General features: G+C 58.9%; 11 protein-coding genes and 1 other RNA gene. 3 read left to right on the forward strand and 9 right to left on the reverse strand.

Translation table 11 applies throughout. The annotated features are described in order from the left end of the window. Positions 1–77 precede the first annotated feature (77 nt). Together NW826_RS12385 and NW826_RS12390 are read right to left on the reverse strand one after the other, a co-directional pair. Entirely contained in the window at positions 78–530 is a 453-nt protein-coding gene (locus tag NW826_RS12385; RefSeq protein WP_414510268.1) for an AbrB family transcriptional regulator, read from the reverse strand. Positions 531–907: 377 nt separating this feature from the next. Further along, positions 908–3673, reverse strand: a complete 2766-nt coding sequence (locus tag NW826_RS12390) for an HAD-IC family P-type ATPase (protein WP_414510269.1) — start codon at positions 3671–3673, stop codon at positions 908–910. Positions 3674–4033: 360 nt separating this feature from the next. Between NW826_RS12390 and NW826_RS12395 the strand changes: the two genes are divergently transcribed. Then, on the forward strand, positions 4034–5386 hold the full coding sequence (locus NW826_RS12395; RefSeq protein ID WP_414510270.1) for an FAD/NAD(P)-binding oxidoreductase: 1353 nt from the start codon (positions 4034–4036) through the stop codon (positions 5384–5386). A 216-nt stretch (positions 5387–5602) separates the two neighbouring features. Then, positions 5603–6064, forward strand: an RNA gene (rnpB, locus tag NW826_RS12400) — RNase P RNA component class A. 83 nt (positions 6065–6147) lie between these two features. On the opposite strand, the gene NW826_RS12405 is transcribed toward rnpB, so the two are convergent. Beyond that, a complete protein-coding gene (locus NW826_RS12405; RefSeq protein WP_414510271.1) occupies positions 6148–6813 on the reverse strand; it encodes a TetR/AcrR family transcriptional regulator in 666 nt (221 codons plus the stop codon). A 320-nt stretch (positions 6814–7133) separates the two neighbouring features. Between NW826_RS12405 and NW826_RS12410 the strand changes: the two genes are divergently transcribed. Beyond that, positions 7134–8027 (forward strand): acyl-CoA desaturase, encoded by an 894-nt coding sequence (locus NW826_RS12410; RefSeq protein ID WP_414334423.1) that lies wholly within the window; start codon positions 7134–7136, stop codon positions 8025–8027. Between the two features lie 85 nt (positions 8028–8112). Here the strand turns inward: NW826_RS12410 and NW826_RS12415 are convergent, their stop codons facing one another. The 6 genes from NW826_RS12415 to NW826_RS12440 form a co-directional block, all read right to left on the reverse strand. Next, on the reverse strand, positions 8113–8373 hold the full coding sequence (locus tag NW826_RS12415) for a hypothetical protein (RefSeq protein WP_414334448.1): 261 nt from the start codon (positions 8371–8373) through the stop codon (positions 8113–8115). A gap of 193 nt (positions 8374–8566) precedes the next feature. After that, positions 8567–8830: a helix-turn-helix domain-containing protein gene (locus NW826_RS12420; RefSeq protein WP_414334421.1), complete on the reverse strand. Its 264-nt coding sequence runs from the start codon at positions 8828–8830 to the stop codon at positions 8567–8569. Positions 8831–8980: 150 nt separating this feature from the next. After that, positions 8981–10240 (reverse strand): sensor histidine kinase, encoded by a 1260-nt coding sequence (locus NW826_RS12425; RefSeq protein ID WP_414510272.1) that lies wholly within the window; start codon positions 10238–10240, stop codon positions 8981–8983. 84 nt (positions 10241–10324) lie between these two features. After that, entirely contained in the window at positions 10325–11089 is a 765-nt protein-coding gene (locus tag NW826_RS12430; RefSeq protein WP_414415165.1) for an SDR family oxidoreductase, read from the reverse strand. Positions 11090–11112: 23 nt separating this feature from the next. After that, a complete protein-coding gene (locus tag NW826_RS12435) occupies positions 11113–12126 on the reverse strand; it encodes a ketopantoate reductase family protein (RefSeq protein ID WP_414510273.1) in 1014 nt (337 codons plus the stop codon). Between the two features lie 22 nt (positions 12127–12148). After that, positions 12149–12256: a PetM family cytochrome b6-f complex subunit 7 gene (locus NW826_RS12440; protein WP_414334413.1), complete on the reverse strand. Its 108-nt coding sequence runs from the start codon at positions 12254–12256 to the stop codon at positions 12149–12151. Positions 12257–12813: the final 557 nt, after the last annotated feature.

Here is a 12813-nt window from a genome sequence, read left to right on the forward strand (position 1 = left end):
AGGAGGGTGAAGAGGGAAGAAAGCCCCGCAGTGACAGTTTCTCAACTGGACTCCCTCCGCCCAACTCCAGAAGAAGTTCAGGCTCCTGCCGTTTTTTTCCTGCGGCCCCGTGTCTTTTTGGGGGCAGCTTCTTCTTTTGAGGTTGAGTCCTCCATCACCTGGCCGTTTAACACTTGCTTGAGGTGAATGTGCTTGTAGCCCAACTGAATCTCAAACTCATCGCCGGGCTTGAGATTCATCTTTTCGGTGTAGGCGGACCCGATGATGAGCTGCCCATTTTTGTGAACGCTGACGCGAAAGGTGGGCTCGCGACCGCGCTTGTCGCGGCTGGAACCTGGGCTGAGGCTCAGACCTTTTGCCTCCAGCACCGCGTCATAAAACTCATTTAAGTTGACGCGGAGCTTGTTGTTCTTGGTCACGGTCACGTAGCCGCAGCGCTTTGCCGTTTCCCGGCGCGGAAGATGCCCCAGCGCTTCGACCTTCTGAAGGAGAGCCTTCCCGGTTAAAGGTTGTGGTGGTATATCTGACATTTTTTAATGTCCTACATCCTTCCCCTAAGATCATAGCCTTATGATGTACTCCTGCAACCAAAAGTTTGAGGCTTTTCTTTCTCATTCGTCGAGCGCCCCAATCTCTGAGCACAGCTTCTGTGACTTCCGGTAGAAAATGAGCACGATTTCCCACTGCAGAGATCGGCGCGGCGGCTCTTATTGTCTTGCAAAAATGGGTTGGAAAGATGGCCAAGAGCAGCATGCCATCAGACCTAGCTTGGTGGGCCTTTTCAGCTCCTGGGGGAGGTCGGCAACATCCAGGCAAAGGGTTATTTCAAACCCAACTCAGAGGCTCCTCAGGCGCTCCACGCCGCCGACGCGCCCTTTCAGATGGGGGTGCGAGTTGCCAATGCGGCTCACTCGGGATCCACTCGATTGGCTACCGCTGAGACCACGATCATCGGCAGGCTGACCAGCAGACAGAAGCCCCACTGATCCCAAGACAAAGGTGCCGTGTCGAAAATGATGTTCATCACGCCCCACTGGCTGAAGAGGATCTGCAGCAGGATGGCCGCCCCAATGCCGATGGCAACAGCCGCCGTATCCATCAGGCGTTCGTGGTGGTCCAACTGGCTGGCCCGTCCGCGGCCCAACAGGGTGGGAATGGCTTGGCTGAGGCTGAGCAAGTAGAAAATACGCCCGATCACCAGCGCCTGAATGGCCATGCTGCGGGCCAGGTCGATATTGCCGGTGGTTTGTTCAATGTACTCAAAAACCCCGAAGATCAAGATCCAGTTGAAGACCGACACCAGCAGGATGCGCTGCAGCAGCCGAGGAGAAAGCAAATTGGCGTTGGGATCCCGCGGCGGCTGGGTCATCTCCCGCCCCGTGCTGGGCTCGAAGGAGAGGGGCACCGTCATGGTGATGGAGTTGATCATGTTCAGCCACAGCACTTGAACGGCCAAAATGGGCAGCTCCCGGTTGAGGAGGACGCTGAGGAGAATGGTCATCGACTCCCCCCCGTTCACCGGCAGGATGAAGGCAATGGCCTTGAGCAGGTTGTTGTAAACGGTGCGCCCCTCTTCGACGGCGGCCTCGATGGAGGCGAAATTGTCGTCGGTCAAGATCATGTCGGCGGCGGCTTTGGCCACTTCCGTGCCGCCCCTCCCCATGGCAATGCCCACATCTGCCTGCTTCAAGGCCGGGGCGTCGTTGACCCCATCGCCGGTCATGGCTACGATCTGACCCCGCGACTGCAGAGCTTCCACCAGGCGCAGCTTTTGCTCCGGCACCACCCGCGCAAAGACGGATCCCTGGTTGGCGGCGGTTACAAACTCCTCTGGGCCAAGCTGCTCCAGATCCCGACCGCTGTAGGCTTTTACCGGTTTGCCGCCGCCCAGGCCCATCTGCTCAGCAATGGCTTGGGCCGTGAGCACATGGTCGCCGGTGATCATCTTGACTTGGATCCCGGCAGTCTGGCAGGAGCGTACGGCGGCAATGGCCTCCGGCCGTGGCGGGTCAATCATCCCCTGCAAGCCCAAGAAAATCAGCCCTTCCTGCAGATCTGAGTGATCCACCTGCGTTTGGCTAGGGGGTACGGCTTTTTGGGCAAAGGCCAGAACCCGCAGCCCCTGCCGCGCCAAGGCCTCCACCTGCTGGCGAATCCGCTCTGCTTCCAAGGGCTGGATCTCCCCCTGGGATCCCATCTGGCTGCCGCAGCGGGGCAAGAGAGCTTCTACGGATCCCTTGACGTAGATACAGTGCTCCTCCGGCCCCAACCGGTGCAGGGTGGCCATGTACTGAAACTCGGATTCAAAGGGGATGCTGTCCAGGCGAGGGCGGCGGCACTGCAGATCTTCTCGATCCAGACCCCCCTTCTGCGCCGCCACGAGCAGAGCCGCCTCGGTGGGATCCCCTACCACCTCCCACTGGCCGTTGTCCTTGGGTTGGAGGCGGGTGTCGTTGCAGAGGCAGCCGGCCAGTAGACAGGCCTCCAGCGAGGGCCATTGGCGCACTTCGACGGGGGAATTGGCTTCCTGGGATAAGATCTGGCCCTGGGGGCTGTAGCCACTGCCGGCGACCCGGTAGAGCCGGGATCCGGCGTAGATGGCCTGCACCGTCATCTGGTTTTCTGTGAGGGTGCCGGTTTTGTCCGAGCAAATCACCGTGGCGCTGCCCAGGGTTTCTACCGCCGGCAACTTGCGGATGATGGCATGGCGGCGGGCCATGCGGGAAACCCCAATGGCCAGGGTTACGGTAACTACCGCCGGCAAGCCTTCGGGAATAGCACTCACCGCCAGCGCCACTGCCGCTTCAAAGACGCTTGCTGCCGCTTGGCCCTGCACCAGCCCCACCAAAAAAGTGAACGCAGCCAAGGTGAGGATAATTTTCAGCAAGGTCAGGCTGAACGCCTCAAACTTGCGCGTCAGGGGAGTTTGCAGGGATCCCCCTTCTTCAATGAGCTGGGAGATGCGACCTGTTTGGGTCTGGTTGCCGATGGCCACCACCACCCCCGCCCCTTGGCCAAAGGTGACGAAGCTGCCGGCGTAAGCCATGTTCTGTCGGTCGGCCAGAGGAGTGTCTTCCGGCAGGGATCCCAGCCGTTTTTCCACCGGCACCGACTCTCCCGTGAGGGCCGATTCGTCCACCTGCAAGTTGCGCGCACTCAGCAGGCGCAGGTCGGCGGGCACCCTGTCTCCCGAGCTCAAGAGCACCACATCCCCCGGCACCAGCTCCCGCGAGGGCAGCCGCACTTTCTGCCCCTCCCGCAGCACCGTGACTTCAGTCACCACCGACTTGGCCAGGGCGGCAATTGCCTCCTCCGCCTTGGCCTCTTGGATGTAGCTGATGAGGGCGTTGATCACCACCACCGCCCAGATCACGATGGCGTTGCGCCAGGATCCCAGGAACGCCTTGACCGCCCCAGCCACCATCAGGATATAGAGCAGCGACTGGTTAAACTGCTGCAGAAATTTGACCCAGGCCGGCGTTGCAGCTTTGGCTTTCAGCTCATTGGGGCCGTATTGCTGCTGCCTCTTCTCCACTTCAGCTTGAGAGAGGCCCTTTTCCAACAGCCCCGCCAAAGACATCTCCTCTCCGAGGAGTTCCTGGATGGCTTGCTCCTCCGGCAGGGCATGCCAGGCAAGGGCCGGGAGCAGCTCAGGGGATGAAGATTCGGCCATGTTCGGAATCTTGAGTTACAACACCGCGAGGGTTGGATGGGCTGCCTGCCCTCCTTATCTCTGATAGCCTAACCAATGCCATGGGCCCTTCCCGGCAAGGTGTCCTTCGAGCGGCTCCTTACCAAGACAAGCGTCAACAACGTTTAGGCAGCCGGCTAAGATTTGCTTAAAATTCTCAATAGATAGAAAGGATGAACATATTCTTATTAGGTAGAATGATTAGCTAGAGCTTGTAGGGAGCCAAAGGGCTTCGGCTGAACTGTCCGGGCTCCTGGACAGGTGAGCTGGCTCTTTTGCTGTTTTTTAATATGGCCAATTGAGTCTAGCGGTAGCTTTTTTTGTTTCTGTTTTGAGGGAGTTATGGTAGTACCGACTACAAAGCCAAGGGAGTTGCAAGCCCAGTCAGCAGCAGTGCCGCAAAACGGCGCGCGCTCCGAGGTGCAGGGGGCTGCTTCTGGGAGTTCTCCTACAGTTATTCACCATCAGATTGTCGTCGTCGGGGGAGGGGCAGCCGGCATCAGTGCAGCAGCCCAGTTGCTGGAGCGCCAGCGCAACCTCGACATTGCCATCATCGAGCCCTCCGACAAGCACTACTACCAGCCCGGCTGGACGCTGGTGGGCGGGGGCATTGCGCCGCTGGCCAAGTTTGTTCGCGATGAAAAAACCGTCATCCCCAGGGGAGCCAAGTGGATTCAAGCGCGGGTGGCCGAGCTGGATCCGGATCACAACCGCGTCATCACCGAGGCCGGCCAAGTTATCGAATACGACTACCTCATCATGGCCCCCGGGATCCAAATTGACTGGCACCTGATCGAAGGCCTGCCGGAAGCGTTGGGCAAGGGCGGCGTGACCAGCAACTACTCCAAAGACTATGCCCCCTACACCTGGGAGACCATCCGCAACTTCCAGGGGGGCACGGCCATCTTCACCTACCCCGCCACTCCCATCAAGTGCGGCGGCGCGCCCCAGAAAATCATGTACATGGCCGACGACGTTTTCAAGAGCAAAAGCGGCGTTGGGGTCAACACCAAAGTTATCTTTTGTACTGCCACTCCCACCCTCTTCGCGGTGCCAGAATACAGCGCCGCCCTGGAGAAAGTGGTGGAGCGCCGCGGGATCCAGGTAAAGTTCAGGCACAACCTCAAGGCCATCCGGCCCGAGGCGCAAGAGGCCATCTTTGAGGTAACCACCGACAAGGGCAAGGAAGAGGTAAGCCTGCACTACGACATGATCCACGTGGCTCCGCCCATGAGCGCCCCGGACTTTGTCAAGCGCAGCCCCCTCGCGGGACCTGGTGGCTGGGTGGAGGTGGACAAGTGGACGCTGCAACACCCCCGCTACCCCAACGTGTTTGCTCTGGGGGATGCCTCTTCCCTGCCGACTTCCAAGACGGCAGCCGCAGCCCGCAAGCAGGCGCCGGTGCTGGCGGAAAACCTCTTGGCGGCCATGCAGTCCAAGCCGCTGCTGGCCCGCTACGACGGCTACACCTGCTGCCCCCTGATCACCGGCTACAACTCCCTGATCATGGCGGAGTTTGCCTATGACGCAAAGCTAGCTCCCTCTTTCCCCCTGGATCCAACACGAGAGCGCTACTCCATGTACCTGGCCAAGGTGCACCTGTTGCCCTGGCTGTACTGGAACCGCATGCTCAAGGGCAAGAAATTTGAGGCAGATATCTTCAAGCCCCTCAACAGGCTGGTGCATCGCTACTAAGGCTCTCCACCCCCCTCACCCCCAGCCCCTCTCCCCAAGGGAGAGGGGAGTTCTTTTACAGAGCTTGCTCGCTCTGCCGCTGTGTTACCTCAGGTATGAGAGCTGCTGCCATCCAGATCCTCAATCTGCTTGTTTGGCATGGCACCGAAAGCGCGGCGGCTGTGGTGATGGAGGTGATCTCCGGGTTTGGGAAATGCAGTAGGATCGAGGTGAAGAGAGAGGAGGGGCAGGCGATCGCGTCTTTGCTGTCGCCACCAGACAGCGGGATGAGGAAAGTCCGGGCTTTCAGAAGAACACACCGCTGGGGAAACTCCCAGTGCGGGTAACCGCGAGGACAGTGCCACAGAAACATACCGCCGATGGCTGGGATCCCAGCACAGGTAAGGGTGCAAAGGTGGGGTAAGAGCCCACCAGCAACGTCGAGAGGCGTTGGCTCGGTAAACCCCGGTGGAAAGCAAGGCCGCAGCCGCAGGATCATGGCTGTTCTTCGCCCCTGTCGGCTGCATCGAGATCACGGTACCCAGTAGACGCTGGGGAAGGGTGCTCTCGATGGTGGTGAGCCGCTAGAGGGTGATGGCAACATCACTCCCAGATGGATGATCGCCAGTGCGGGTTAGTTCTTGAAAGTTTTGAAAGAACGCCCCACTACAGAACCCGGCTTACAACCTCCTCTCTTTTCCCCTCTTTTTGGTGCCCATCGCCTGTTTTCGTCCCGCCACTCGCGATAGCGGGACGGAGTCCTAAAGCCGCATGAGAGGAGGCTAGCTCTCTGCCTTTTTCACGTCGGTCAAGCCTGCCATCCACAGCTCTACGCAGGCTTGGAGTAGGTCTGGGATTGGTTCGCTTTCAGCGTTTGATGAGCGGCCATGGGACAACTTCTCCTCGCCGCTCGAGGGCAGGCCGGCGGTGACGGCCAACACGGCTGCCCCCAAAATCATCAGGTGTAAAACCCCAGCGGCTCGGTGAAGGCGCTCGGGCTCGACCGATTGGAACTCAGAGCTGGGGAACTGTTGCAAGTATTGTGTTAGCTGTTCCTGCGCCTGAGAAAAGCCGAGCCTCAGAGCGCGGCGATGCTCCTCGGAATAAAAGCCTGCTTCTCCAACCAAAGAGCGCACCAGCTCAGGATTATCGGCCAGCGCCCGAAAACAGGTGTGGACATAGCGCAGCAGAATGGCCTGCAGCCCAGAGCCTTGGAATGAGGCGGGATCCCCCTGGAGAGGAAGATCGGCAATGCCGGAAAAGACCCCCAGCTCACCAAACACGGCCAAGAGCAGCCCCTGCTTGCTGCCAAAGTGCCGAAATAGGGTGACTTCATTAACGCCGGCTAGGTCTGCGATTTGACGGGTGGTGGTCTGGGTAATGCCCTGACGAACAAACAGCTCCCGAGCCGCGTCTAGCAGCCTTTGCCGAGAGGAAGAACGTGCCATGGTGGGTGATGGGGTAAGGAGTTAGGAGAAAACCCTAGAGAACGGCAGCAGCCTGCAAGTAGCGCTTGCATTCGAGGTGAAATATCGTTAAGCTTAGCCTCAGGCGAGATCAAACCTGCTGCTTTTCTGCTCTCTTGTAGCCGCTTTCACTGCTGGGGCTTGCTTGGGCGGGCCTTCAGGGATCCCGGTTTGCCTTTCAGGGTTGTGAGCTCCTTGTGAGCTGAGTCAGGGATTCAGTGGCCTTTGCATGAGAAGCAACTTTGTGAGGAGGTATTTGATTCTGCGCTGCCCTTTCTCTTTTTCTGAGGTTTTGCTGGTTCATGGCCGTTTCCCTTCCTTCCCAATCGCTGGATAATCCTGACCGTTCTGCTTCGCTCACTCAGCCTGAGCCCCAAAAGTCTTTCCGGTTTGCCTGGGAATTTGTTCTCTTTTTCATTGTTTTTCACGCCCTCGCTTTGGTGGGCGGCATTTTTTACTTTTCCTGGCCGGCCCTGGGAGTGGCTCTATTGCTTCACTGGTGCTTCGGCAGCTTGGGCATCTGCCTAGGGTATCATCGTCTTCTTAGCCATCGCAGTTTCCAAGTGCCCAAGTGGCTGGAATATGTCTTTGCTACCTTCGGCGCTCTCGCCATCCAAGGGGGGCCGATTTTCTGGGTGGGCGGCCATCGTCAGCATCACGCTTTTACTGAAGACGAAGAGCGGGATCCCTACTCTGCTCGCAAAGGCTTTTGGTGGAGCCACATGCTCTGGCTCATTTACCAACGGGAAGAGTTTTTTAACCGTGAGAAGTATTCTGCTTTTGCGCCGGATTTGGCTCGGGATCCTTTTTATCGTTGGCTGGACAAGTATGGGCTGCTGCTGCAATTGCCGCTGGCTGCCGTGCTCTACTTGCTGGGGGGTTGGTCGTTCGTCATCTATGGCATCTTTGTGCGGACGGTGTTGCTGCTGCACTGCACCTGGTTGATCAACTCTGCCAGCCACCTCTGGGGTTACCGAACTTTCGAGAGCGACGACAATGCCCGTAACCTTTGGTGGGCGGCCATCTTAACCTACGGTGAAGGCTGGCACAACAACCATCACGCCGACCCGAAGCGCGTGAAAGCAGGCTTGCGTTGGTGGGAGATCGACATGACCTACTGGGCCATTTGGGTGCTGGCAAGACTGGGTTTGGCCCGTAGATTGCATCTGTCTGACCAAAGCCAGGCTACTGGCTGAACGGCTTCTGTCCCAGAACTTGCAGAGGAATCGTCAAGGGATCCCCACCCCTGGGGATCTCTTTTTTATTTAATTGCAGAAAGGGCTATTCTTCTAAGGGGCTATACTGCCACGTTCCGTAGTGGTCGAGAATGCGCTTAATTTGCTCTGGGTCGGCACCGGGTTTTTGACAAATATGCAACGCCTCTACTTGGCTGTCTTGGTAGCGAAAGCTGGAGTCTTTTTTCCACTCCAGCTCCGTTTCTACCCCTGAAACACAGGCCAAATGGGCAGCCACTTCCCGATAAACCATCAGGGGCATGGAATCGTAGCGAACAGCGTAACGTTTCAGCTCAGGGATGCTCACGGATGACAACTCAACCTACACAACTCAAAATGTAGCTACCTCTAGCCAAACTGGAAGACTTCCCAAGGGCTCTCGGCAGCCTCTTTCTTCCCCTCACCCCCGCTCCCAGAAGCAATCGCGGTGCAAAACGCAAAAAAATCCCCTGATTAAGACTCTACGTTGGGCGTTTGGCTACTGGTAAAGCAAGATGGGGCTAGGCAATTTTGTCATCCACTAGGGTGCAGCAATTGACCTGATCCAGGCAAATCTTTCCCCATTGCAGAGCCCAGCGTACCAAAGCCACCCGATTTGCAGTTCGGGTTTTACTCAAAATGTTGCTGATGTGATTGTCAACGGTACGTTTGCTAATCTCTAAGCGCTCCGCAATGTCCTGATTGGTCAGCCCTGCAGCAATCAACTCGATGACCTGCAGTTCCCGCTCCGACAACAAATCAGCGGAATGATAGTCGGCGCCCATTCCGAATGCCTGTAGGATGAACTGTAAAGATTACCTACCCCAATTGTAGGGGATCCCCTCCAAGATGGATAGTCCCGCCGCAGGAAAATCTGCGGCAATTCTCAGGCCGAAGGGTTTGGCGATGTTGACGGGAGCGCTTCTGGGCAGCTTTCACAGGGCATCGGCGCGTTTCCGGGGCAGTTCCAACTGAACCCACAGTCCACCTGCTTGTGGGTGATTGCGCAGACGGATCGTGCCCCCGTGAAGTTCCACAATTTGCCGCACGATCGCCAGCCCCAGGCCGGTGCCGCCTTTGCTGCGGGCCCGCGCCGCATCGGTGCGGTAAAAGGGTTGAAAGACCAGCTCAAATTGATCCTCCGGCAGGCCAGGGCCGTGGTCGTACACCTCCAGCCGCACCTGGGATCCCTGTTCCAAGAGCAGCACGTGGACAGGGGAGTCGGGCGCGCCATATTTGACGGCGTTGTCCAAGAGGTTGAGGATGAGGCGGTAGAGGCGCTGTTCATCTCCCCAGAGATAGAGCTGGGAGGGGCTGCTCAGGTGCAGTTCCTGGTGACGGGGCTTGGCCAGCGGTTCTAAGCTCTGCCAGGCTTCGCGCACTAAGGCTGCCAGATCCACCCAGCGCCATTGGGAGCGGGATCCGGCCCCCAAGTTAAGGGCGCTCAGTTCCAACAAGTCTTGTACCAACTGGCTGAGGCGCAGCGTCTCGTTGAGCAATCGTTCCACCCAAACCGCTTGTGCGGTGTCGACCCGGCTTTGTAAAGTTTCGGCCAGCAGGCGAATCGAGGTGAGGGGGGTTTTCAGCTCGTGGGCCACATCCGAGGCCCAGCGATCCCGTTGTTGGGCTAGCAGGGTAGCTTCCAGCCGGTCTTCCAAAAAGATGGCAACCTGCCCCTGCGGCAGTGGAAGCCCCCAAGCCCGCAGCGGAACCGGTTTATTCTCGCCGCCGGAAGGGTAGAAGATCCATTCGCGGCTCTGGATGGGCGTGTTGGCCCCCTGGCGGCGGGTGGCTTCGATGAGCTGATCCAACTCATAGGAGCGCACCCACTCCAGCAGGAGCTTGACGCCCGGCTGCCACTGGCCAATGTGCAGCAGGCGTTGAGCGGCAGGGTTACACTCCAGGACCACGTTGTTCTCGTCCACCCGCAGATATCCCCAGGGCAGGTGGTGGCTGAGATACTGCCAGTCTTGCAGGTGTCGTTTTTGGCTGGCCCACTCCAGTTCTTGTTGGCGCAGGTGGCGGCTGAGCCGGCTGAGCATCTGTTCTGGCGAACTCAGAGGCAGGGGCACGTGCAGCAGGGATCCCAACTGTTGCAATTGGCGGACGAAGCGGCGCCGACTCTGCCAGAGCAAAATCAGCGTGCCGAGTAGGCCGATGCCCAACCCAATGAGGATCCCGCTTTCCACTCCCATGGGCCCATCCCCTTTGCCGCCATTGTCGCCCAGGGATGGGGGGGTGAATACCGAACAAGCGAAGGGATCGGGATCTTCGCATCCTTATCGGCGATGCACCATTGTCGTGCTGGCCTGGTCGGTGGGCACCAGCAAGACCTCACTGAGGTTGACGTGGGGGGGACGGGTGACGGCAAACAGCACCACCTCGGCCACATCCATCGCCGTCAGGGGGGTGAGGCCCCAATAGACCGCTGCCGCCCGCTCGCGATCGCCGTGGAAGCGCACCTGGCTGAACTCGGTTTCCACCAAGCCGGGCTGGATCTCGGTGACGCGAATGGGGGTGCCCAGCAGATCCAGCTTCAGGCCCTCGGAGATGGCCCGCACGGCGGCTTTGGAAGCACAATAGACGGCGCCGCCGGGATAGGTCTGCCGACCGGCAATGGAGCCGATGTTGACCACATGGCCGCGGCCCCGCTCCACCATGCCGGGCAAGACTGCGCGAGTAACATACAGCAAGCCCTTGATGTTGGTATCGATCATCTCCTCCCAATCTTGCAGAGCACCGGTGTGGAGCTTGTCCAAGCCGCGACTGAGGCCGGCGTTGTTGATCAAGATGTCGATCTCAGCCCAGACCGGCGGCAAAGACTGGAGCGCCTGTTGTACGGCTGCCCTGTCCCGCACATCCAAAGTCAGCAAGTATGAGGAAGCGCCGTAAGCCTGCTGCAACTCCATAGCCAGCTCCTGCAGACGCTCCTGACGGCGGGCCACCAGGATCAGCTTGGCCCCAGAACGGGCAAAAAGCGTGGCACAGGCTGCCCCGATGCCGCTGCTGGCACCGGTGATGAGCACAATGGCGTTTTCCAGCATAGTCCGCAAGAGTTGAGGGGCTACTAGGGGATCTGCGGCTGGGAACGGGCCGCTTTCCCTGCTTGAAGCGAGCGCTCCAGCAGCTTAACGCAAGCATAGAGTGTATCCAAATGGGGAGTCGGGATCCCTGCCCAACGCCCCAGCTCCGCGATGGCGCCGACAATGCTCTCGATCTCCGTCGGTCGCCCCCGCTCAATATCCTGCAGCATCGAGGTGCGATGGGATCCCACGCGGGCTGCATCCTTGAGCCGCTCTTCCAGAGAGACCGGCAGCCGGATCCCCAGCGCTTGGGCCACAGCCTCGGTTTCCTGCATCACCGACTCAACCAAAGCATGGGTGGGCGGGTACTGGGCAATTTCGTCTTGGGCCGCGCGGGTGAGGGCGCTGATGGGGTTGAAAGCGGCGTTGCCCCACAGTTTTTGCCAGATCTCGACCCGAATTTGGGAGGTGAGGGTTACAGCAAGCTGCGCCTGCTCAAAGATGGCCGCCAGAGAGCGCAGCCGCTCCGACAACGATCCATCTGGCTCCCCCAGAATATAGCGCCCGCCGCCGGTGTGCAAAACTACCCCCGGCTCTGCCAACTGCACAGCGATGTACACCACACAGCCGATCACCCGCTCGATCGGCAGATGGGCGGCGATCACCCCGCCCGGATCCACCGAAGTCAAGGAGCGCCCCTCAAACTCGCCGCCATGCCGGTAAAAGTACCACCAGGGAACGCCATTCTGAACAACCACAACGGGGGTGTCCGGGCCACACAGGGATCCCAACTGTGGGGCAAGCAGGGGCAAGCTGTAGGCCTTGACAGCAACGATCACCACATCTTGCCGCCCCAGCTCAGCCAAGTCGTCGCTGGCTGTCAGCCGCTCCACCCAAGCCTGGGAAGGATCCCCCTGCCGGATCAGCTTCAACCCTCGGCTGCGGATGGCCTGCAAGTGGGATCCCCGTGCCACCACACTCACTGGAAAACCGGCTCGGGCCAGGCGGACGGCCAAATGCCCCCCGACTGCCCCGGCGCCAACGATGCCGATTTTCATGTTTCACCAAGCGAGGAAATCCCTACTCGGCCCCGCCCTGGGTGACGCGCAGGATCCCGTATCCGAGCGCCACGCCCACTAGGGTCAGGACAATGGAGAGCCCAGCAATGGTGAAGATCTCACTAGCCATAGATTCCTCTCAGGTGGATTGCCTCGCCCTTCAAGGATATCGGATCTTGGGCCTTCGGCCTTCCCTGAGGTGAGGCGGCCCCTCACGCTCAATATCTCAGGAGAGAAAAACCGCAAAGATTACAGTCTGTGAAGATCCCGGCCACCTCGGACTTGATGGAGGCGCGTCACCCGCCTCTATAATGAAAGCAATTTACAAGTCTTTACCGGCATAGGCTAGATTGTAATGCCTACAGCCGTAAAGCTTGTCCGGTAGCTCTCAGATGGCTCATTGGGCCGTTGTTGAGTACTGGAAACGGTTCTGGACAGGGTCTTGGAGCACTGGGAGTCCTACCTGTAAGAGCTCCTGAGTAGCTCTGGCCAAAGAGCCGTTAAAAGAAGGTGAGGCAAAAGACCCGCGAGTTGAGTCTTTATACCTAGGCTCTTCTCTTGCTTCAAGGAAGCAAACTTTGTAGTTTCATTAGCGTTCTCATTCATTTAGATCTTTTTTGGGAGAAGTTGAGATGACCATCGCGGTAGGGCGCGTACGCCAGGAGCGAGGATGGTTCGACATCGTCG

Source organism: Synechococcus sp. OH20 (assembly GCF_047502685.1).
Taxonomy (GTDB): Bacteria; Cyanobacteriota; Cyanobacteriia; order Thermostichales; family Thermostichaceae; genus Thermostichus.

Bases quoted from the DNA above. Each gene is read 5' to 3' on its own strand.
- NW826_RS12385 (WP_414510268.1), bottom strand. From the start codon at position 530: ATGTCAGATATACCACCACAACCTTTAACCGGGAAGGCTCTCCTTCAG.
- NW826_RS12390 (WP_414510269.1), bottom strand. From the start codon at position 3,673: ATGGCCGAATCTTCATCCCCTGAGCTGCTCCCGGCCCTTGCCTGGCAT.
- NW826_RS12395 (WP_414510270.1), top strand. From the start codon at position 4,034: ATGGTAGTACCGACTACAAAGCCAAGGGAGTTGCAAGCCCAGTCAGCA.
- NW826_RS12405 (WP_414510271.1), bottom strand. From the start codon at position 6,813: ATGGCACGTTCTTCCTCTCGGCAAAGGCTGCTAGACGCGGCTCGGGAG.
- NW826_RS12410 (WP_414334423.1), top strand. From the start codon at position 7,134: ATGGCCGTTTCCCTTCCTTCCCAATCGCTGGATAATCCTGACCGTTCT.
- NW826_RS12420 (WP_414334421.1), bottom strand. From the start codon at position 8,830: ATGGGCGCCGACTATCATTCCGCTGATTTGTTGTCGGAGCGGGAACTG.
- NW826_RS12425 (WP_414510272.1), bottom strand. From the start codon at position 10,240: ATGGGAGTGGAAAGCGGGATCCTCATTGGGTTGGGCATCGGCCTACTC.
- NW826_RS12430 (WP_414415165.1), bottom strand. From the start codon at position 11,089: ATGCTGGAAAACGCCATTGTGCTCATCACCGGTGCCAGCAGCGGCATC.
- NW826_RS12435 (WP_414510273.1), bottom strand. From the start codon at position 12,126: ATGAAAATCGGCATCGTTGGCGCCGGGGCAGTCGGGGGGCATTTGGCC.
- NW826_RS12440 (WP_414334413.1), bottom strand. From the start codon at position 12,256: ATGGCTAGTGAGATCTTCACCATTGCTGGGCTCTCCATTGTCCTGACC.